At 43.9% G+C, this 20,414-nt stretch carries 21 protein-coding genes; 17 read left to right on the top strand and 4 right to left on the bottom strand.

From position 1 onward, the window contains the following. Positions 1-31: 31 nt before the first annotated feature. Positions 32-592 (top strand): DNA-3-methyladenine glycosylase I, encoded by a 561-nt coding sequence (locus ACUALS_RS05825; protein ID WP_038138630.1) that lies wholly within the window; start codon positions 32-34, stop codon positions 590-592. On the opposite strand, the gene ACUALS_RS05830 is transcribed toward ACUALS_RS05825, so the two are convergent. The 4 genes from ACUALS_RS05830 to cls form a co-directional block, all read right to left on the bottom strand. After that, positions 589-1,446: a lipase secretion chaperone gene (locus ACUALS_RS05830; RefSeq protein WP_454449065.1), complete on the bottom strand. Its 858-nt coding sequence runs from the start codon at positions 1,444-1,446 to the stop codon at positions 589-591. The two genes, ACUALS_RS05825 and ACUALS_RS05830, sit on opposite strands and share 4 nt — an antisense overlap. A 10-nt stretch (positions 1,447-1,456) precedes the next feature. Then, a complete protein-coding gene (locus tag ACUALS_RS05835) occupies positions 1,457-2,371 on the bottom strand; it encodes a lipase family alpha/beta hydrolase (RefSeq protein WP_454449226.1) in 915 nt (304 codons plus the stop codon). 235 nt (positions 2,372-2,606) lie between these two features. Then, positions 2,607-3,812, bottom strand: coding sequence for a cystathionine beta-lyase (locus ACUALS_RS05840; protein WP_454449066.1), 1,206 nt, complete (start codon positions 3,810-3,812; stop codon positions 2,607-2,609). A gap of 62 nt (positions 3,813-3,874) precedes the next feature. Beyond that, entirely contained in the window at positions 3,875-5,329 is a 1,455-nt protein-coding gene (gene cls / locus ACUALS_RS05845; protein ID WP_454449067.1) for a cardiolipin synthase, read from the bottom strand. Between the two features lie 429 nt (positions 5,330-5,758). Here cls and ACUALS_RS05850 point away from each other — a divergent pair, with 429 nt between their 5' ends. The 16 genes from ACUALS_RS05850 to tadF all read left to right on the top strand — a co-directional run bounded on the left by ACUALS_RS05850 (position 5,759) and on the right by tadF (position 20,412). Continuing rightward, positions 5,759-7,129, top strand: a complete 1,371-nt coding sequence (locus tag ACUALS_RS05850) for a sodium-dependent transporter (RefSeq protein ID WP_231566159.1) — start codon at positions 5,759-5,761, stop codon at positions 7,127-7,129. A 130-nt stretch (positions 7,130-7,259) separates the two neighbouring features. Next, positions 7,260-8,876: a methyl-accepting chemotaxis protein gene (locus ACUALS_RS05855; protein ID WP_454449068.1), complete on the top strand. Its 1,617-nt coding sequence runs from the start codon at positions 7,260-7,262 to the stop codon at positions 8,874-8,876. Between the two features lie 71 nt (positions 8,877-8,947). Then, positions 8,948-9,643, top strand: a complete 696-nt coding sequence (locus tag ACUALS_RS05860; RefSeq protein WP_454449069.1) for a TIGR01621 family pseudouridine synthase — start codon at positions 8,948-8,950, stop codon at positions 9,641-9,643. Positions 9,644-9,654: 11 nt separating this feature from the next. Beyond that, positions 9,655-10,590, top strand: coding sequence for a class I SAM-dependent methyltransferase (locus tag ACUALS_RS05865; protein WP_454449227.1), 936 nt, complete (start codon positions 9,655-9,657; stop codon positions 10,588-10,590). Positions 10,591-10,975: 385 nt separating this feature from the next. Beyond that, a complete protein-coding gene (locus ACUALS_RS05870) occupies positions 10,976-11,185 on the top strand; it encodes a Flp family type IVb pilin (protein WP_454449070.1) in 210 nt (69 codons plus the stop codon). Between the two features lie 87 nt (positions 11,186-11,272). Beyond that, entirely contained in the window at positions 11,273-11,629 is a 357-nt protein-coding gene (locus tag ACUALS_RS05875; RefSeq protein WP_454449228.1) for a hypothetical protein, read from the top strand. Positions 11,630-11,638: 9 nt separating this feature from the next. Beyond that, the gene (cpaB, locus tag ACUALS_RS05880) at positions 11,639-12,442 is read left to right on the top strand and encodes a Flp pilus assembly protein CpaB (protein ID WP_454449071.1); all 804 of its coding nucleotides are present in this window, start codon (positions 11,639-11,641) and stop codon (positions 12,440-12,442) included. A 53-nt stretch (positions 12,443-12,495) separates the two neighbouring features. Continuing rightward, the gene (locus ACUALS_RS05885; RefSeq protein ID WP_454449229.1) at positions 12,496-13,788 is read left to right on the top strand and encodes a type II and III secretion system protein family protein; all 1,293 of its coding nucleotides are present in this window, start codon (positions 12,496-12,498) and stop codon (positions 13,786-13,788) included. Then, a complete protein-coding gene (locus tag ACUALS_RS05890; protein WP_454449072.1) occupies positions 13,785-14,300 on the top strand; it encodes a hypothetical protein in 516 nt (171 codons plus the stop codon). The genes ACUALS_RS05885 and ACUALS_RS05890 overlap by 4 nt, the downstream gene beginning before the upstream one ends. A gap of 3 nt (positions 14,301-14,303) precedes the next feature. Beyond that, a complete protein-coding gene (locus ACUALS_RS05895; RefSeq protein ID WP_454449073.1) occupies positions 14,304-15,539 on the top strand; it encodes an AAA family ATPase in 1,236 nt (411 codons plus the stop codon). Continuing rightward, entirely contained in the window at positions 15,539-16,822 is a 1,284-nt protein-coding gene (locus ACUALS_RS05900; protein WP_005470579.1) for a CpaF family protein, read from the top strand. The genes ACUALS_RS05895 and ACUALS_RS05900 overlap by 1 nt, the downstream gene beginning before the upstream one ends. Further along, entirely contained in the window at positions 16,819-17,739 is a 921-nt protein-coding gene (locus ACUALS_RS05905) for a type II secretion system F family protein (RefSeq protein WP_454449074.1), read from the top strand. Before ACUALS_RS05900 ends, ACUALS_RS05905 begins: the two co-directional genes overlap by 4 nt. Further along, complete coding sequence (locus ACUALS_RS05910; protein WP_454449075.1) at positions 17,739-18,629, top strand: type II secretion system F family protein; 891 nt, start codon at positions 17,739-17,741, stop codon at positions 18,627-18,629. Before ACUALS_RS05905 ends, ACUALS_RS05910 begins: the two co-directional genes overlap by 1 nt. Then, positions 18,622-19,383 (top strand): tetratricopeptide repeat protein, encoded by a 762-nt coding sequence (locus tag ACUALS_RS05915; protein WP_454449076.1) that lies wholly within the window; start codon positions 18,622-18,624, stop codon positions 19,381-19,383. Before ACUALS_RS05910 ends, ACUALS_RS05915 begins: the two co-directional genes overlap by 8 nt. Next, positions 19,380-19,871, top strand: coding sequence for a TadE/TadG family type IV pilus assembly protein (locus ACUALS_RS05920; RefSeq protein WP_052125097.1), 492 nt, complete (start codon positions 19,380-19,382; stop codon positions 19,869-19,871). The genes ACUALS_RS05915 and ACUALS_RS05920 overlap by 4 nt, the downstream gene beginning before the upstream one ends. Then, a complete protein-coding gene (gene tadF, locus ACUALS_RS05925) occupies positions 19,861-20,412 on the top strand; it encodes a tight adherence pilus pseudopilin TadF (RefSeq protein ID WP_039472765.1) in 552 nt (183 codons plus the stop codon). The genes ACUALS_RS05920 and tadF overlap by 11 nt, the downstream gene beginning before the upstream one ends. Positions 20,413-20,414 lie beyond the last annotated feature (2 nt).

Consider the following 20,414-nt stretch of genomic DNA (forward strand, 5'->3'; position numbering starts at 1 on the left):
AGAATCCGGGGCGTTTTTATAAGGATCGAAAATGGATAACAAAACATGTGCTTGGGCGATGAACCACCCACTTGAGCGCGAATATCATGATGCAGAGTGGGGCGTACCCGTTTATGACGACAACGTGTTGTTTGAGTTCATCACGTTAGAAGGCGCGCAAGCCGGTTTAAGTTGGATTACGATTTTGAAAAAGCGAGAAGGCTATCGCCAAGCATTTGAAAATTATGACTTAGATAAGCTCATTCAACGTGATGAAGTACGTACTGAGTTTATCGTTGAACACTTCGACGTGGTTAAGCACCGTGGCAAAATTAACTCGGTATTTAGCAACGCTAAAGCGGCAAAGCAATTAATCGAAGAATACGGGAGCTTATCTAATGCGCTATGGCAGTTTGTTGATGGCAAGCCTATTGTGAATCACTGGACAGATATGAGCCAAGTGCCAGTCTCTACGGAACAGTCCAAAGCGATGAGTAAGTTCCTTAAAAAGAAAGGCTTTAAGTTTGTGGGTGAAACAATTTGCTACGCCTTTATGCAGGCCGTCGGCATGGTGGATGATCATGTTATTGGTTGCCCTAAAAAGCCTAATTAGTTTTTTGATTGTTCGTCGTAAATACGCTCTAGAGCTTTGATTCGCCTTTGTTGGTGTGGTTCAAAACTCTGATTTCTTAGCGTGGTGATTTCTTGTTGAATTGCTTCAGGTCCTAAAGCGGGATTGCTTAAAATGTCTGACCTTTGGGCTAAATAGTGGTCGAGGGACGCTTTAAAGGCAGCCCTTTTGTCGTCAAGATCTTGCAGTCGCTGAGCACCTTGTTCACCAACCAACTCAACCCTCGCTAGATACTTTTGCTGTGAACTTAACTGTGATGTATTGACTAGTTGAAGCGTGAGAGCATTATTTCGTTGGCTTTCCTGAATGTGGCTTGGTTGCGCGATTAAGAGTTGTTCTAAACGCTGCTTTTGGTCTACTGCGTCTAAGGTGTTCTCTTTAATGACCAGTTTGTCGACCGCGAGTTGGCGTAACCTGTTTTCCTCATCAAAAAGTTGTTTAATTTGCTCGTCAGTAAAGAACTGCCGCTGCAGCGCCAGAATTTCATCATTGATTCGCTGTAACTCCAAAACTGAAAGTGACGTCGCGCCTAACGGCTCAAGATTCGTAAGCGCTCGTTTGTAGGCGAGGTAGGTGTCAAAGAGCGCAATACTGACGTTGATCGATGTTTGTTCAGCAGCATCAGAACGCACATTTGTCCGCACTTGATCAAGTGATTGCTCGCCAACACTGCTTAACGAATATTCAAAAAAATCCTTTTGGGAAGAAAGGTCAACAGCAACATCTTGTTGTGATTCTGCTTTGATTGGCATTGGTGAGGTCAGCGGATGAAAATAAGTCGCTCCAACGAAAAAAAGAGAAACGACAAACAGTGAGAACAGAGCGACTTTTTTCATAACGGACTCCTTACAAACCTTGTTGTTTCAGGCGGTTTGCATGTTGACGGTATAGCGTTACTGGATCTGTCTCGAATAAATGATGAATACCAAGCAACCCATTGATTTCATCGAGATGGTTCATCTTGTAATCGTCGCGAATGACTTTGCCTAAATGCGTACTGCAAGTGGCAACCAACCCATCGTTTGGACCATCAAACGCCAGCCCTAAAACCATCATGGCACCGTCCGTTGGATCAAAGACGTTGGTAAAGTTTGCTGCACCTGTCCAAGAGTAATAGTACACACCATTAGATGCCAACAGGTCGCCGTTACCGCATTCGGTGCTTGGGATGCCCTCTGGGTAATATCGGTTAAAAGTCAGAGAGCCTTCGGTCGTAAGAGCATCTAATGACGCCAAAGGATCTTGCTCAAGCTCGGAGCCTCCAGATAGCAAGTTAATCAATGTCACTAGCCCTTGTGCGAGTTTGACGGCTACTCCTTCACTGATTGAGCCTTCAGATACCGTTCCACGAACAATATCTGCCACCTTTGACCCTTTATGTACCCCACCAACACTGGTTACTGAAGCGACCAAATCTGGGCGAATCGATGCAACGTAACGGGCGGTAGGGCCACCATGACTGTGTCCAATCAAGTTGACCTTTTGAGCGCCAGTGGCCGCGAGTAGAGTCTCAACTTGGTTTAAGAGCTGTTCACCTCGCGCTTCGCTACTATTAGTCGCAGATACTTGAGCGACATAGACGGTGGCGCCATCTTTAGTCAGTGATTGAGGTATGCCGTAGAAATAATCGACGCCAGCCAATGAATCAAAACCGAACAGCCCATGTACTAAAACGATAGGGTACTTGGTTTCGGTATACCCTGATGCATGGGCGAGGTTGACGACGGGTTGGACTATTGCCAAAGAGACGAAAAGCGTCAGTGCTTGATAGAGTTTCAAATTGTTGCTCCTTCTGGTTAGACCTCTGATGAGATATTACAACGTAGAAGAAACGTGACAGATAAGGCAAGAAACAATGTAAATAAAATGTTAACTCGTGAGCTTGAGATAAAAAACAACAGATTGGTTTAACTCGACCAAAGGTATGAGAAATATTGATGAGTGTAGATAAAATAAAAAGCCCCGCATAGGCGAGGCTATAAGTTTGTTAGCGTCGTTACGCTGTCGCTTCTTTCTCTAAAATCAACGCGTTGTAACGCTCTAACCCTGCTTCTAGATCGGAAATTAAGTCGTCTACGTCTTCTAGACCAATGTGGACGCGAATCAATGTACCTTCAAAATTGGGATTCGCGACGGTACGCAAACTGTTGAAACTTTTTGGCTCGTTGGCAAGGATTAAACTCTCAAATCCTCCCCATGAATAGCCCATACTGAAATGTTTCATTCCATCAAGCAATGCTGTCGTCGCGCGAGGATAACTGGTTTTCAATACGAAAGAGAACAGACCGTTTCCACCCGTAAAGTCGCGAGTAAAGAACTCATGACCTGGACATGTCTCAAGGGCAGGGTGTCGAACATGATCGACTTCTGGACGGCTTTGCAACCACTTGGCCACTTTTAAGCTATTTTCCGCATGTTGGCGAAGTCGAACATCCAGGGTACGAATCCCTCGCAGGCCCAAGTAGGCATCATCAGGAGAAACGCATTGGCCCATTAGGTAGCTTTGCTCGCGCAATTGATCCCAATGCTTTTCGTTAGCGACTGCGGTACCCAGCATAACGTCGGAATGTCCCACGATGTACTTTGTAGCCGCTTGAATTGAAATATCTACACCGCACTCAAAAGGAGAAAAGTTAACGCCAGCGGCCCATGTGTTATCAAGCATTACAACAATGTCAGTTTCGTGAGCAATACGGGACAGAGTGGGAACGTCTTGTACTTCCATCGTGATTGAACCAGGCGACTCTAAAAATAGAACTTTAGTATTTGGCTGGATGAGTTCACGAATGCCTTCACCAATTGTTGGGTTGTAATAGGTTGTTTCTACGCCCATTTTCTTCATGATCTTGTCGCAGAAATCTCTTGTAGGTTCGTAGCACGTATCAACCATCAAGATGTGATCGCCAGTCTCTACAAAGGCAAGTATGGCGTTTGATATTGCTGCGGTGCCACAAGGGTATAAAGCGCATCCCGCCCCGCCTTCGATCTCAACCATCGCGTCTTGGAATGCAAAGTGGGTATTTGTCCCTCTGCGCCCATAGAACAGAGTCTTGTTTGCTCTGTTGACGGTGGCGTGGTGCTTTTCGGCTACGGTGTTGAAGACAACGGTAGAGGCGCGTTGTACTGGCGGGTTAACGACTCCGTTTGTCCATTTTCCATCACGGCCGGCTGTGACAAACTTGGTTTGTTTCTTTTCTGACATTTGAAGTCCCTATCTCTAACTGTTGCCTTATTTAAAACATGACAACACTCAATAAGCAAGGGCTAGAGCAGGGGATTAAACAAGTAAAAGACTCGCTCAAGAAAACGTGAGTACAATGAGCGCTTCTGCCATTGTTTCAAACTGACTCGATGCGACTCCTGCATGTAGCTGTTTTGTAGCCAGAACATTTCTTTGGTAAATGACTCGTCGTCAATAGCCAGTGTCAGCTCGAAATTGAGCCATAAGCTACGCATATCCATGTTTACGGTGCCAACAAGGCAAAATTGTTCGTCGATCACGACCGATTTTGTATGCAGAAGGCCGCCATAGAATTCGTAGATCTCAACACCTGCCTGCATCAGTTCGGTATAGAAGGCGCGCGATGCCCATTGAACCATCGTTGAATCGTTCTTATATGGAATGATTAGCTCGACTTTGATACCCCGCTGAGCGGTCATTTTAAGCGTTTCAAGTAAATCGGAGCTCGGGACAAAGTACGGCGTGGTGATCCGCACCGACTGATTCGCTTGGTTAATCGCCAATGTAAGCACTTGAGAGATCAGATGCTCTGGCATTCCCGGTCCAGATGGCACAACTTGAACAGGGTGTTGCGGTTCTTCGGGATTAATTCTGCATTCAGGCAGTTTGGGTAGCCTACGATTTCCTGTTTCGACCTCCCAATCCCAACCGTGAATAGCGGATAGGACGTTCACGGTCGGTCCGGTCAAGCGAACCATAATGTCTATCCACTGGCCAACACCGCTGCTTTGTTTAAAAAAGGCCGGGTCAACCATATTCATCGATCCCGTGTAGCCAATGCTATCGTCGATAACGATGATTTTTCTGTGCTGCCGAAGATCGAGGCGGCGAAGAAAAATACGCCAAGGGCTGACTTCTAGCGCTTGCACTACCTCTATGCCAGCGGATTTCATCATCTTGTACCATTCGCTTCGAAAGAAACGCGGGCTACCCGCAGAGTCGAGTAAGAGTCTAACTTTAACTCCACGTTTAGCCGCTTTAATCAGAGAAGCGGAGACGGCATCAACAAGGCCGCCCGGGTGCCAGATATAGAAAACCATGTGGATGCTTGATTTTGCCGTCTCAATATCTTGAATGACGGAATGTAGGATCTCATTGGGTGAACTTTGCAGAGAAAGAGTGTTGCCGCTTAATGCAGGCAAGCCTAGGCGATTATTACAAAGTTCATCGATTCGGTAGATATGGCGACCAAAACTCTCTGGTGCGTGCGCATGGCATTCATTCAAACTAGAAAACCATTGCTCGAAGGGAGCAAACATAAGCTTCGCTCTCTCGGCTCGCTTCCTGCCCAAGTTCAGTTCTCCAAACAGGAAGTAGCAGGCAACACCAACGATCGGGATGATATAGATGATCATCAACCAAGCAAGGGAAACACTAACAGCACGCCGTTTTAATACAACGCGAATCGTTACACCGGCCACAAGAATCCAGTAAAACACGATCCCGGCAAGGGTTAGAAAGTGATAAAACTTGTCCATTCAACTACCTAGAACACATATCGAGCGACTTAATAGTAATCTGCCATAGTCATAGTCACAACAACAAACTGGGTTGAATTAAGAGAGTATTGCAAAGTTTACAAAAAGAGGATTTGTGTTAGAAGAGTGTTAAATCTAGTGGGTAGAGCTTGCTATTGTGTAAAAAATCAGCATTTAAACACAATAATTACATTTGTGGTGAAGAAATGTACTTTTCGGGGTTTCAATTTTACTTTTAAACTGCTTTACTTGCTACAACGTTAGCGTCACTCAAAATTCTAATTAGTGTAAAAAAATATATACACCCACTTTTAAAGACGCCTAACAGAAGCAAACACAACTTATAAAATGATTTTAATGGAGTAAATCGTGGCTACTAGTTCAAGTTCAAAGCCCCGTGATACGTGGGGGTCTAAATTAGGCTTCGTTATGGCTGCAGCAGGTTCTGCTGTTGGCCTTGGTAACATTTGGAAGTTTCCTTATACGGCAGGTGAAAGTGGCGGTGGTGCATTCGTTGCTATCTATCTTCTTTTTGTCATCTTTATCGGTTTTAGCGTCATGCTTACCGAATTCACGATTGGTCGTAAGACAGGTCTATCAGCAGTAGGTGCGTTCAAATCGACTGACCGTCGTTGGACGTTTACCGGTGTTATGGGAGTATTAAGTGGTCTACTTATTATGGGTTTTTACCCTGTAGTAGGTGGTTGGGCACTAGCTTACATCTTCAAAGTAGGCGGCGGTCTACTAAGCACACCTGAAGCGATCGGTGACAGCTTTGGTGGTTTTATCTCTGATCCAGTTCAGCCACTTATGTGGATGGCTGTATACCTATTCCTTAACATCGTAATTGTTATGAAAGGTATCTCTGGTGGTATCGAGAAAGCAGGTAAGGTTCTAATGCCTTTATTATTCCTGATTCTGATTGTTGTATCAGTGAAAGGTTTAATGCTGCCAGGTGCAATGGCAGGTCTAGAATTCTTGTTCATGCCTGATTTCTCTAAAGTAGACAGTAATGTTGTTCTAGCGGCGCTAGGTCAAGCATTCTTCTCTCTATCACTTGGTATGGGTTGTATGATGACATACGGTTCTTACCTTAAGAAGAAAGAGAACCTAGTTCAGACGACAGGTATGGTTACTGCGATGGATACAGGTGTTGCTATCCTAGCGGGTGTTGCAATGTTCCCTGCAATGTTCGCATTTGGTATGGAGCCAGCAGCAGGTCCAGGTCTAGTGTTCGTCGTTGTTCCTCAACTATTTGCGGAAATGGGTGGCGTAATTGGTCTTCTATTCGCTCTAATGTTCTTCATCGGTCTAACAGTCGCGGCTCTCACTTCTTCAGTATCTCTTCTAGAAGTTGTCGTGTCTTACCTAATCGATGAAAAAGGCATGAAGCGTTCAACTGCGGTAATCTCTTCAAGTGTTGTTATGGCGACACTATGTGTGTTCGCATCATTATCGCTTGGCGGTGTTGGTCCAACACTATTCGGTACTGGCGCGTTTGATATCTTCGACCTACTGACAGATAAGATCTTCCTAGCGGTTGGCGGTATGTTAGTGTGTATCTTTGCTGGCTGGCGTCTATCTCGCGCAGAGCTTGAGAAAGAAATCACTAACGACGGCAAAGTATCTTTCCCACTATTCGGTCTATGGTACAACCTAGTGAAGTACGTAATTCCAGTTGCAATCGCAATCGTTGCGTTCATGGGCATTAAGTCTGGCTTTGATAGCGGTAAAGGTGAAATCATGCTGCTTGGTATCGGTATCATTGCTTTAGCTGGTATTTTCTCGAAGAAGCTATAACGCTAAGAAAGAACGAATCAAAAACCTCCCAATTGGGAGGTTTTTTCGTTTCTGTCAGCTACTTTTATTAAAGTTATTGATAATTAGTGTCGATACAGAACGATATCGGCAATAAATTGGAAGGTGCTTTGTGAAGTGGTCTGTTCGTAAAAAAATGTATGCAGGTTTTGGTTGTGTTTTAGCAATTATGACGATTATGGCCGCAACGATATGGGCTGAAGTCATTCGCTCACACGCAGTTGCGCATGAGATTCGTACGGATGATGTACCAGAAGTTGTCGGTTATCTTGTTCTTATTGATGAAGCCGGTGATGTTTACCGTGATGCGACTGGAGCCATTACAGGTGTCCCTGGCGCTATCAATGACTATCGAACCAACAAACAAGAATTTTCTGACGCGATAACCGTAGTAAAAAACCTCGAGGTTAGAGGAGGGGCGGATTATCAACGAGTTGAAAAGATTGAGCGTTTGATGTCTGGTTTTACACAAGGCTTTGAGCGAGAAATCGTCCCTTTGCTTGGTAACAAAGATCAGTTGGATAAACAAATTTCCCAACTTCGGCAATTATATGAGACTTACTTATCGCCGATAGAAGCGTATTTAGATGAAGCATCGTCGACCGAGGTAGTAGAAACTGATGCAGCGTTGTTGGCGCTCACTGAGTCGTTCTACACAATCGAAACGACTATTATCATACTCTTTGTTGTTGCGCTGGTGCTGACATGTATTGTGGCATATTGGCTATCTCATTCGATTACAACTCGTTTATCTAAACTTGATTCAGTTGCCCAGAAAGTGGCGAATGGCGACTTGACCACGGAGGATATAGTCGATAACTCAGGTGATGAGCTCTCTAATCTAGCCGGTTCAATCAACCAGATGCAAGCCTCCTTAACAACCCTGATTGGTAGTATATCTGCCGTTGCAGAAGAAGTGAAAGTGGTAACCAAAGAGCTTTCCGATGTAAGCCAAGACATTGTAAGTGGAGCTTCATCCCAAGCCGATAAAGCTAATCTGATTGCCACTGCCGCAGAAGAGTTGAGTTTGACGATTTCAGAAGTGGCACAGCAAGGTAATGCGACTTTCGAGGAAGCGCAGCGTTCTGAAGGAAACGCAGAGTCGGGGCGTAAAGTAATCAATGAAATGGTCGCGTCGATACAGCAAGTCAGCGTGCAAATGACAGAGATGTCAAAGCAAATGAATGAACTCGGGACGCATAGCGAGCAAATCGGTTCGGTTATTCGAGTGATTGAAGAAATCGCAGAACAAACAAACTTGTTGGCGTTAAACGCTGCTATTGAAGCCGCGCGGGCTGGAGAGTTCGGTCGCGGCTTCGCCGTTGTAGCGGACGAAGTTCGAGCGTTGGCAGAACGCACAACGAAAGCGACACAAGAGGTAGGCGGAATCATCCAACAAATTCAATCAGGCACTCAAGAGGCTGTGACCTACACGGTAGAAAACTGTCAGCTAGTAGAAATCGGTGTCGAGCGCAGCTCTGGTGCAGTGAGTGCTTTGGATGAAATTGTATCAGGCGCTGCCAACGTCCAGTCGATGGTTAATTCGATTGCGACTGCGGCGGAAGAACAGACAGCTGTAACTAAAGAGATAGCCGCTGACATCACGGCAATCAGTGACATTTCGGAGCGTTCGCTACAGCTAGCGAACAACAGCTCACACAATGTCAATGGGTTGAACGCAAAAGTATTGGAACTTGAATCCCTCGTTGGCAAGTTTAAATTGAATTAACCTCATTTTCTCGCTACTGGCTTTCACTAGGATTAAAGGTATACTCTTGCGTCCTAAGTGGAGCCAGTTGTATGTTTGATATCCTTTATACCCACCCAGATTTTATTGTCGTCGTTAAACACCCAAACGTGTCTGTGCATAAAGACGAAGGCGAGACCATGCTACTCCAAGAAGTTGCAGCCAAGACGGGTGACCCTAAGTTGTATCTTGTCCACCGTTTGGACAAAATGACATCAGGTTTGTTATTGCTCGCAAGAAGTTCCAAAGCGGCGAGTGCCTTGGCAACACTCTTCTCTGACAGAGAAATTGAGAAATACTACCTAGCTATTGGCAGTAGTAAGCCGAAGAAAAAGCAGGGCGCAGTAATTGGCGATATGGAACGTTCGAGGCGTTCTACCTGGAAACTTATCAATCGGCGAGACAATCCTGCTATAACCCAGTTTTTCTCGACTGCTAGTGGTCAGGGAGAACGCCTTTTATTGTGTAAGCCTCACACTGGCAAGACCCACCAAATCAGAGTCGCCTTGAAGTCGATTGGTTCCGCGATTGTTGGAGACGCGATTTACAACGCATCATGTAAAGCCGATAGAGGCTACTTGCATGCTTTTGCTTTGCGCTTTAATTATCTAAATGAAGAATATAAGTTCATTAGTGACCCAAGAGAGAGTACTGAACTTGGCACTAAATGGAGAGATGAAACAACGAGTCAGGCGATTGAATCCTGGCTCAAGCCTTGGGAGTTGTCATGGCCGAAGATCAAAAAGTAATTCCACTACCAATGCAATCAAATCAATTACCTGTCTTCTTTGAACAGCTTACGCAGCGATTAACCGATGCTCCAAACGAAGTAAGACGCCTGTTTCATGGGCGAGGACGCTGCTTCTCTGGTCTAGAGCAAATTACCTGTGACTGGGTAAACGGACAGCTGATTGTTGCATTGTTTAAAGAGGGAGATGCGCTCTTTGTTGAAGAATTAAAGCGTGGCTTGCTTGCCCTGGCGACTTCAGAATTGTGGCGTTCAACAGCTGGACGCTCAATCGTCATACAGTATCGATACAAGGAAGGGGCTCCTTCTGAAGTGCTTATCGGTGAACTGGAGAGCAACCCAGTAGTTATTGAATCTGGAATCAAATACCAACTCAACATTGGGCGCAATCAAAACTTCGGTCTGTTTCTTGATATGCGCTTTGGGCGAGATTGGGTCAGAGAGCATGCGCAAAACAAAAACATACTCAACTTGTTCGCCTATACCTGCGGGTTTTCTGTCGCCGCTGTAGAAGGCGGAGCAGACAAGGTTGTAAATGTCGATATGTCGAGGAGCTCGCTTTCAAAAGGGCGTGAAAACCATAAGCTAAATGGACACAACCTAAACAGCGTGAGTTTTCTTGGCTATGACATCTTTCGGTCATGGGGGAAAATTCGCAAGCTTGGTCCTTATGACTTAATCATCATAGACCCACCTTCATTTCAAAAGGGGAGTTTCGCCCTAACGAAAGATTATAAAAGAATATTAAGACGCCTACCTGAACTGCTTACTTCAGACGGTAGAGTGTTGGCATGTGTAAACTCTCCTCAAGTAAGTTGCGACTTCTTGATAGACAGCATGAGAGAAGAAGCGCCGAGTTTGTGCTTTGTCCAACGTATTGATAATCCACCTGAGTTTAAGGACATCGATTCAGAAGCCAGCTTGAAAGTGATGGAATTTGCTTACTAGTCACAAAATTTCATCTGACTTATTTTTTTTTAAAAAAAAAGATAAGTGTATTTCCAAATGTGACCGTTTCAAAAATGAGAATTTTTAACCTTGCAAACTTCTGTGCGAGAATTTTCGAAGCGAACTATATTATATAGGAGTGTGTTTAGGTGTGTTCCATGTCGAAATGTTCGTTTTTTGTGAATAGGTATGTTTTTTCAGAACACATCATGTCACATAAATAACTCCTAATTAGTGCTAAGATAGGTATGCTGTTTATTTTTTGGTGTAAAATAAGTGCCATTAATTGTTTGTCACGTCGCATTTACTTATATAGAATGCGGTCATCTTTGATGCATATGTTGTTACAGAATATATGCAATAGTTCTAGTAAAGGAAAAATATCATGTTAACTAAAGCTTTTGTTGCTGCTCAAAGCGCACTTTACTCTTTCAAAAACGACGAGCGCGGTGTAACTGCAATCGAATATGCAATCATCGGTGTTGCTGTATCTGCAATTGTACTGGCAATGTTCAACGGCGAATTAAAAGAATCACTAACTGGTGCGATGACTAAAATCACAGGTAATATCGACAACGCTAACTCTAGCTCTTAATACTTGGCACAAAGTCTATATTTTTTTTGGTGGCTATCACTGGCCACCATTTGTCTATTTATATGTTGGCGCGACTATCGTTTCCGATTGGTTTCCAACAATAGTGTTTTGTCACTGGGATGTGTGTTACTTAGCTCTGCTTTCATCAACGGTTCACAAATATATCCTTCTACTGCACTGATGCTATTTATACCTGGCTTACTTCTCTGGCGGTTAGGAGTGTTTGGTGCTGGTGACATAAAATTGATATGTGTATTCTCACTGCTTATTCAGCCCGATTTTTTACTCTTAGTCGGAGTGATTCTTATGCTGCTGGGTGGGCTCGAGGCGCTAGTCTACATACTAATTAAAAAATTTAAGCCTATAAGTATTGTCCATGACGGGCTGCCCTTTGCGATACCAATTGTGTTAAGTGGTGTGTTTGGCATAGGTGCTTCAATTTAGGAATTTAACATGCGCACAAAACTTATTCTCGCTGTCGCCGTTTTAGCCATCATCTTTGGTCTTTATGGATTAGCGGATAACTTAACACGCCCCACAGACTCCAGCAGCCCACAAACGGCTAAACCACTCAAATTCTATTCCGTCTGGCAAGTTAGCAGCCAAGTATCTGCTACTGACGTTGTGCGTCCGGAACACTTGCAAGTACTAAAAATCCAAGAAGACGACGCGGCCCTTCAGGGAATTACGGAAGACATGTTGTTCGAATACCCGCTAGGTTCTATTTATCGCTCTGATATGGCCGAGGGTAGTTTACTGTATCCAACAGATATCGTGGCCCCCAATTCGCCAGAATATTTAGATTTAACGCTTGCTGACGGGTATGTTCCATATCCACTAAAGGTTTCCCCCGAAGCGGTTGTAGGTGGGGTAATAAGAGCTAGTAGTTATATTGATATTTTGGCGTTGACGGTGCCCGGTAATGCGGCATCTATAGAAGTAGGGGCTTCTGTTTCTGCGCGAGGCAAGGCAATTTCAATATCGCCTGTATTGATGGGCGTCAAAGTGTTGCGCGTCGATCAATCAGATGCAAAAGAAGCGACCGGTGAAGACGTCGCATTGGAGACTCACCTCATACTCGAACTTGATAGAAAACAAGTTTCTATATTGAGTGTCGCGAAGCAGATTGCGACACTGGAAGTTCACAAATCTGTAGGGAATTATCGCCCTGCGGATCTTAGTGCTGATGCTGGTGACGTATTACCGGGATTTAAATCAGTGATTGAATATCGAGCTGATGCTGTAACCATAAAGTAGGGAAAACGACAATAATGTATTTAGTTAGAGCGAGCGTTGCTATTTTCATTGCTATGTGGAGCAGTATCACCTTCGCGCAGGTTTTGATGAACCTTGGAGAGGGGGAAGCAAAAGCGATCAATACCAAGGCTGAAATAGCATCAGTTTTTATCTCAGACCCCCAAATTGCTGACTATCAAGTGGTTGATAAGAATAAGTTGGTAATCTTTGGTAAGAAAGTGGGTACAGTTTCGTTGCTCGCTTTCGATGATAACTCTGAGACGATCATCAGCCGAAAACTTGTCGTAAACCAAAGTCTCATCCATATCCAGCAACAGGTTCAAATTCGTTACCCTGATGTCAGTATCTCAATATACAACTTGGGTGAGCAGGTTGTGCTTGCTGGCAAAGTACCTAGTGAGAAAATTCGTGATGAGATAAATATTCTTGTGGGCGAACTCCTTAACAAAAAGTATGAGGATTATAAGATTGAGTGGGATCTAGGCGATAAAACCTACGAGATGGAGTTCATGACTAGGCGTCACTACAAGGGCATCGTTAACAATATTGAAGTCTCTACAACAAAGCAGGTCAATGTCAAACTATCGATTGCAGAAGTGTCACAGTCCTTTCTCGAGCAGTTTGGTGTTAAGTATGGCACAGTCGGACAAGATACATTTATGCCAGGAACTTTTGTCGACCAACTAATCAATTTCAGTGCCTCGGATATTGTCTCTGTGATATCAGCAATTGGTGATGATTCAGTAGGGCAAGTATTAGCAGAGCCGAATCTATCGGTCATATCGGGAGAGACCGCTAGCTTTTTGGTTGGTGGGGAAATCCCTGTGGTGACGATAGTCGATGGTGGGACCAACGTTCTTTTCAAAGAGTTCGGTATTCGACTAGAGATGATGGCGAAAGTTTTGCAAGACGACAAGATCAAGCTATCACTAATGCCAGAGGTCAGCTCGTTAGATACCCAGTATCAAAATGACCGCTATAACCTCCCTGCACTTAAAACACGTCGTGCACGCACAACCGTAGAGTTGGGTGATGGTCAGAGCTTCGTGTTAGGTGGTTTGTTAAGTACCGAGGATCGCGAGTCGTTAAGCCGAGTTCCGTTTATTGGTGATGTACCCATTTTAGGCGCGTTATTTAGACACACAGAAACAGTCCGAAACAAAACAGAGCTTGTTATTGTCGCGACGGTAAACTTAGTTAAACCAGTTAATCCTTCGCAAATCCAATTACCGACTATGAAACGAACAACGACCATGCAAAGATTTTTTAATGTCGAGTACAGCTATACGCCAGCAAGTAAGGCGTGGGCGGAAGAAGTACTGCAGGCTGGAGGCTTCAAGAAATGAGAAGTTTATCGGTTGTGCTAATGTCGAGTGTGTTACTTTTTGGTTGTGCCGAACGTGTAGCAGAGCGAAATGGTACTTCAGTAGATTTGGTTCCAGTGACCTATACCTTTAAAGCGAAAGTAGATAAAACGAACCGTGATAAAGTCGATAAACAAGTGAACGAGTATCTCGATACGCATCGTGAAAAGGTGCAAACTGAGCAGCTATTTTTTACATGGTCTTCTGAACTGGCTAAAGAGCATGTATTGAAAACAAAGAAAATGCTTTTACAGCAAGGTATCGATCCTCAAAATATCCATGTAGCAGAACAATCAAATGGTATAGGGCCGTTCAACCTGACTTTATCATTGCAGCAATACCAAGTGCTTGTACCAAGATGTGAAGGTGCCCAAGTCAATCGATTCGACTTTACGACACATGACTGTTTTGTTGAAGGGAATCGTTGGCATTCATTACAGCATCCCGAAAAAATGGTCGATAATAAAGCGCAATACAACGACATGGATGAGTAGCAAATGTTAGATCTTGTTGAACTATTAAAGCCTTCTGAATCCAAAGAGCCTGAAACGCAAGGGCTGTCTTCTGTCCTTTTTTATCAAACAGAGGTCTGCAGAAAATTAGTTGAAGAAGCGTTCACTTTTGAAGGCCTTGCTGTACCTAAATTATTAGAAAACGACGACGAAGTAATAAAGAAGTATGCGCGTAGTAGTGCGTTAGAGATTGTTATTGTAGAGCTGAATGAAAGCAACAATGTCACAGAAGATATGCGACGTATCAGTCATTTGTTGCCAAATTCTGCGTCAGTGATTGTAGTCGGAAGTGAAGATGCGATTTCGACTATTCGGAATCTTAAGGAGATGGGTTTTTATTACCTGTTCTGGCCTGTAAGTAAGCAAGAACTGATAGATTTCGTCAAAAACGTTTCTGATAACCGTCAGAGAAATGCTGGCTTGGGTAAGGCGCGAGAAGCAAAAAAAGTCGCGTTTTGGGGAGCGAGTGGTGGCGTTGGTAACTCGCTGCTCGTTGCTGAGATTGCTTGTGAACTCTCGAGTAAGAAAAACAGTTCTTGTGTTGTGATTGATCACGACTTTGTCGGGGGCAACCTAGACATACTGCTTGGTCTCAAGAAGTTCGAGAAAAAAGACATCCCACCAGGAGCGTTAACTTCTAATCTGGATACCTCTTATGCGCTCAATATGACGCAAAAGATCACCCCAATGCTGTCCATACTCTCTGTTCAGTCAAAAGATCTCAACGAATTTCAGATGAAGGAATACGTAAGAACGTTATCTGATGAGCTTTCAGAGCAAACTAATTTTTTGATTGAAGATCTTTCCTGCTCAGTGAATTGTAAGCAAGACTTAGAGTACAGTGCAAAAGAGTGCGATGCGATTGTATTGGTATTGAAGCCGACTGTTTCATGTCTTCGCGACGCCAGCCGGATAGTCTCTCAATTAAAAGAGTTAGAAACTAAAGCTCGAATCATAGTGGTAATTAACCACACGAGTCCCGAAAAGCACGCGACGGTGACAGGAGAAGAGATCGAGAAGTATCTTCGCAGGCCTATCGATGTAATGTGTCCTTATGATGGACAAATGAGCAAAGCGCTGCTTGAAGGAAAACACCTTCATGAACTAAAGCTACCAATTAGTAAAAGCATAAATCAGATTACTGCAGCACTATTGGGCGAAAAACATGAAATCGGAAAAGTTGGTGTGTTGAGTAAGTTGTTTAAGAGGAGCCGTAAATAATGGATCACTCTAAGTCAATTTTCATTGCTATTCGCAGCCAAATTTTTGAGGCTTTAGATAGCGAAGCGGTCACCGTTTTATCTAAAGAGCAGTTGAGTAAACAGTTAGCTGAAGCTGTCGAGCTTTTGATTGAACGACAAGGGTGGTCAGTGCCATCTATTGTGAAAGCCGATTATGTTCAAAGCCTAGTCAACGAAATCCATGGTTTAGGTCCGATGCAGTCACTTATGGAAGACGAGTCCATAAGTGATATCATGATTAACGGGTGTGATAACGTTTTCGTCGAACGCAATGGCTTGGTTGAGAAGTCAGAAGTTACCTTTATCGACGAAGATCAGTTGATTCAGATAGCGAAACGTATCGCTGCACGTGTTGGACGTCGTGTTGACGATTCTTCACCAACTTGTGATGCGCGTTTACCAGATGGCAGCCGTGTAAACATTGTTATCCCACCTATTGCGATCGATGGCACTTCGATTTCAATTCGTAAGTTTAAAAAGGGCAGTTTGAGCTTCGATGCACTGGTTGAGTTCGGTGCTATGAGCCCGGAAATGGCCAAGTTACTTATGATTGCTGCACGTTGCCGCCTTAATATTCTTATCTCAGGGGGGACGGGCTCGGGTAAAACAACCATGCTGAATGCCCTTTCCCAGTTTATTTCCGAAAAAGAACGTATCGTAACGATCGAAGATGCCGCCGAACTTAAGCTACAACAGCCACATGTTGTACGATTAGAGACGCGTACCTCCGGTATTGAAGGAACTGGTGCGATTGACCAGCGTGATCTTGTGATCAACTCACTTCGTATGCGACCAGACAGAATCATTGTCGGTGAGTGTCGTGGTGGAGAAGCGTTTGAAATGCTTCAAGCAATGAACACTGGTCACGATGGCTCAATGTCGACCCTCCACGCCAACACGCCCCGTGATGCGTTAGCACGTGTTGAAGCGATGGTTATGATGGCCACCAACAACCTACCACTTGAGGCAATCCGTCGGAACATTGTTAGTGCGGTTGACTTGGTCATTCAGATTAGCCGCCTGCATGATGGCTCTCGTAAAGTGATGAGTATATCCGAAGTTGTTGGTCTAGAAGGACAAAGTGTTGTACTTGAAGAGATATTCCGCTTTGTTCCGAATCAGATGCAAGGGGATGATGGTAAAGTGCGCGGAAACTTTATGACTGCTGGCTTAATGCAGCGCTCTGTACTCGTTGAGAAAGCGAAATTTTTCGGCTTGGATGCACAATTGGGTCAGCTATTTGCTGCTAGAGAAGCGATATGATCTTCTGGCTTGCTCTCATTCTCGGAGGTGTTTTGTTCATCATTGCGTTTTGGCCCTCAAAGCGCAAAGAGAATGAGTACCTCGAACAGCTAAATAGAACGCTGTATGTCAACTCCATGGATGAAGACCACAAAGCCGTCAACCTTAATAGTCTGACAGGTGAAACCTTCCGCCAGACAATCCAACGTAGAGTTCGCAATATCAAAATGCAACTAGGGGCGTTTGCGCTACTTAAGGTATTGGCTTATTGTCTGGTCGTTGCTCTGGTTAGTTTCTATGCGAACAACACCTTCATCAGAGTCCATCCTCTGTATGCACTGGTGATAGGGCAAATAGTCGGTATATTTTCTGGTTTGACGATACTCGAGAGTCGTCAGCAAAAAGAGTTTGAAATGGCCTTTCCAGATGCCCTTAACATGCTTGCCAGTGCTGTCAGTTCTGGTGAAAGTTTGATGCACTCGATTATCTTTGTCGGTAAGTCATTAGAGGGCAGTGTAGGCGAAGAGTTTAAACGTATGGGGGAAAGACTCCAAATGGGGGAGTCGCCAGATACAGTATTTAGGAAATCTTGTAACCGTTTCCCTTATCGATCTTTCCAGTTTTTCGTCATCACCCTGAGAGCGAATATGCAACGTGGTGGCCAGTTGAAAGATGTGATTACAAGACTTAACAGGCTAATGTTTGACGCAAGAGCCATCGAGAAGAAGAAATACGCACTAACGTCGGAAGCTCGAACGTCAGCAAAAATTGTTGCCGCTATCCCTTTTTTCTTTCTATTTATGTTGCAGTACTTGAGCCCAGAGAACTATGACTTTGTGATGAACCACCCTAAAGGTCAGCCGATTTTGTATTATATGCTGATCAGTGAAGCGATAGGAATCAGCATCGTTTGGGGACTCATGAGAGGGGTTCGATAATGGATATCTCACCGCAACTTTATGTCTTCCTTCAGTTATGTGCGGTTTTTTTAGGTGTATTGTTAATCGCACTTGTTATTTTTCGTCTGACTAAGCGAAAGATGTTTTTAAACCAGCTTTCTTTAAAATCTGACTCGAATCGGATGGCTGGCTTTGTCGAGTTTATGTCTGAGAAAGTCGCGAAACCGGCAGTAGAACACAGCAACCAGGAAATAAACGACAAGTTTAAGCGTGCTGGCATATCATCGAAAAGTAAATGGGTTGCCCTTTATATGCCCCTAAAATATGGGGCGTTGATGTTAGGCTGTGCTGCGATATATATCTATTCGATTAAAAGCGCAATTTCTACACCGACATTAATCGCGTTTATGGCCACATGGCTAATTATTTGCATTGTGGTCCCTGATGCACTTCTGGATGGCAGAGGTAAGGCAAGGATATCTCGAGTATCTGGTCAGTTACCTTACCTGCTAGACCTGTTAGCTGTATGTGTACAAACAGGTATGACAATCGAGTCTGCTATGAGCTATTTGTCGAAGGAGATGATTGGTTTTGATAAGGAATTAGCTGGACTACTCAAAAAAACAAATGATCGCGCTAGATTGGTCGGTATGCAAAAAGCCTTGGATGAACTATACGAAGATATTCCTTCCAGTGAGATGCGCAGTTTTGTTATGACCTTGAAACAAAGCCTCCAATACGGTTCTTCCATTTACGGTGTGCTTACAACGCTTGCTGGAGATATACGTGACGTCCAGATGCTTACTTTAGAAGAAAAAATCGGTAAGTTGGCCGCGAAAATGTCGGTACCTTTGATCCTATTTATAATGATGCCAATTGTTATTCTCATTGCAGCACCGGGTATTCTGAGGATGATGTCCAATGTCTAAATTAAGTTGTTTTTTACTCGTTGTTTTTTTAGTCGGATGCGCGAGCACAAACTCTGATGATCGCTCTCTGAATAAAGAGGCGTTGCTTATACAGGCTCAGAACTACAATGAGCTCGTTGGTTACTATAAATCTCAACTCAGTGTCAGAGATACAGAAGAAGTACGAATCAAGTTAGCAAGAAGCTACCTTAAAATTAAAGATGCGGATTCTGCACTATTTATCCTGAAACCTCTGATGGCACAAAAAAAGATATCTGCTGAGGCATTGTTGTTAAATGCCAACAGCTTATACGAACTGGGAGAATTTGAACAAGGTCTTCGAGACATCGAAAAGGCAAAAGAGATAGACCCCAAAAACGCTGAAATTCAAAATATGGCGGGTTTATTGTACTCGGCAAATGGAGATTATAACCGTGCGAGAATGATGTTTAATCACGCACGTAGTAATTTCTATGATGATATAACGGTCAAAAACAACCTAGCTGTATTGGATATAATTGAAGGCCACTATTTAGATGCGGTACAGCGTTTGATGCCTATTTACACTAATGATAAAGCAGATGCTCAAGTTCAAGCAAACCTGATGTTAGCGTTGGCCAAGTTGGGGAATTTTGGTTACGTGAAAACTATGCTTGGTCCTGAAGTAACGGAAGAAGAGGCATTTAACCATTTTGCAGCACTAAGAAACAGTGAGCCCACTAGCCAAGTCAACCCTGAGCTCTTAAAACAAAACGAAGAGAAGACACTGCAATGATAAAAAAAGTGCGATCGTTTTATCAAAGAGGCATTGCGAGTATAGAGTTTGCTCTTGGGTTTATGGCTTTTTGGCTTATGTGTATGGCGTGGGTAGAAATGAGTTACCTCTCTTATGTTAGCGCTATATCTGACTTAGCCATTTCTGAAGCAGCACGTTCGGCGAAAGTCTCGAAAGGAAACTATAAACAGTCTTTTTCTAGTGTCATTGAAGATAGCAACGCCCTTTGGTCTGGAGTCGTCGATGAATCGAATTTTCGTATGTCGGTAAACTATATACGTAAGGTTGCCGATCTAACCAATGTGAATCCTTGTGAAGTGCCCGATGGCGATACTTTTGCTGAGTGCGGCATAGCGGCGAATAGTGCGATGGCAATATATCGTGTTGACTACGATTTCAACTCTATCTTCACCTTTTTCATGGATACCTCGAATCTGGTAAGCCGTGAGGTGATTGTAGTGCAGGAGTACGAACGCGATGCCTTCTAAACCATCGCCTCGTAAACAACGAGGCACTTTTAGTGTTGAATTCGCCATTGTTGGCTTGTTCTTTAGTATTCTACTCGTCTTCAGCGGAGATGTGGTGATGAAACTGTCTTTGAAAGGCAAGCTTGACCGCCTTTCGTATTCGATGGTTAATATTCTTAAAGAGCGTACCCAACTTTATGATGAAGAGTATCGAATTAACAGCAGCGAAGCGCGTCAACTCTATGTGATTTCTCAAGGCTCTCTTGAACGAATGGGAGGATCCTCATTTGACAATACTAAGTATCGAGTCGTAGTTGAGGAGCTGACATTTGCATCGAATGGTTCGCCAAATCCATCTACCACTTTTTCGTTTGGTCCAAATGTATGCACGTTAAGCAATAGGTTGAGTGATTTACGCCATCTATCTGTCATTACATCTTGGGATCGCCAAGCCACCCTTTATCGTGTGACCTTGTGTTATGAGACTGATAATTGGATAGGCGACATTTTGGGTAAAGACTTTAAGCTAGTCTCTTCAGACGCGGTCATTATAGGTAGGTAGCA

This window comes from Vibrio sp. NH-7, from assembly GCF_053643215.1.

Coding starts and splice junctions, on each gene's coding strand:
- ACUALS_RS05850 (WP_231566159.1), top strand. CDS start 5,759: ATGGCTGCAGCAGGTTCTGCTGTTGGCCTTGGTAACATTTGGAAGTTT.
- ACUALS_RS05825 (WP_038138630.1), top strand. CDS start 32: ATGGATAACAAAACATGTGCTTGGGCGATGAACCACCCACTTGAGCGC.
- ACUALS_RS05860 (WP_454449069.1), top strand. CDS start 8,948: ATGTTTGATATCCTTTATACCCACCCAGATTTTATTGTCGTCGTTAAA.
- tadF (WP_039472765.1), top strand. CDS start 19,861: ATGCCTTCTAAACCATCGCCTCGTAAACAACGAGGCACTTTTAGTGTT.
- ACUALS_RS05905 (WP_454449074.1), top strand. CDS start 16,819: ATGATCTTCTGGCTTGCTCTCATTCTCGGAGGTGTTTTGTTCATCATT.
- ACUALS_RS05915 (WP_454449076.1), top strand. CDS start 18,622: ATGTCTAAATTAAGTTGTTTTTTACTCGTTGTTTTTTTAGTCGGATGC.
- cpaB (WP_454449071.1), top strand. CDS start 11,639: ATGCGCACAAAACTTATTCTCGCTGTCGCCGTTTTAGCCATCATCTTT.
- ACUALS_RS05885 (WP_454449229.1), top strand. CDS start 12,496: ATGTGGAGCAGTATCACCTTCGCGCAGGTTTTGATGAACCTTGGAGAG.
- ACUALS_RS05900 (WP_005470579.1), top strand. CDS start 15,539: ATGGATCACTCTAAGTCAATTTTCATTGCTATTCGCAGCCAAATTTTT.
- ACUALS_RS05870 (WP_454449070.1), top strand. CDS start 10,976: ATGTTAACTAAAGCTTTTGTTGCTGCTCAAAGCGCACTTTACTCTTTC.
- ACUALS_RS05830 (WP_454449065.1), bottom strand. CDS start 1,446: ATGAAAAAAGTCGCTCTGTTCTCACTGTTTGTCGTTTCTCTTTTTTTC.
- cls (WP_454449067.1), bottom strand. CDS start 5,329: ATGGACAAGTTTTATCACTTTCTAACCCTTGCCGGGATCGTGTTTTAC.
- ACUALS_RS05840 (WP_454449066.1), bottom strand. CDS start 3,812: ATGTCAGAAAAGAAACAAACCAAGTTTGTCACAGCCGGCCGTGATGGA.
- ACUALS_RS05895 (WP_454449073.1), top strand. CDS start 14,304: ATGTTAGATCTTGTTGAACTATTAAAGCCTTCTGAATCCAAAGAGCCT.
- ACUALS_RS05890 (WP_454449072.1), top strand. CDS start 13,785: ATGAGAAGTTTATCGGTTGTGCTAATGTCGAGTGTGTTACTTTTTGGT.
- ACUALS_RS05865 (WP_454449227.1), top strand. CDS start 9,655: ATGCAATCAAATCAATTACCTGTCTTCTTTGAACAGCTTACGCAGCGA.
- ACUALS_RS05910 (WP_454449075.1), top strand. CDS start 17,739: ATGGATATCTCACCGCAACTTTATGTCTTCCTTCAGTTATGTGCGGTT.
- ACUALS_RS05920 (WP_052125097.1), top strand. CDS start 19,380: ATGATAAAAAAAGTGCGATCGTTTTATCAAAGAGGCATTGCGAGTATA.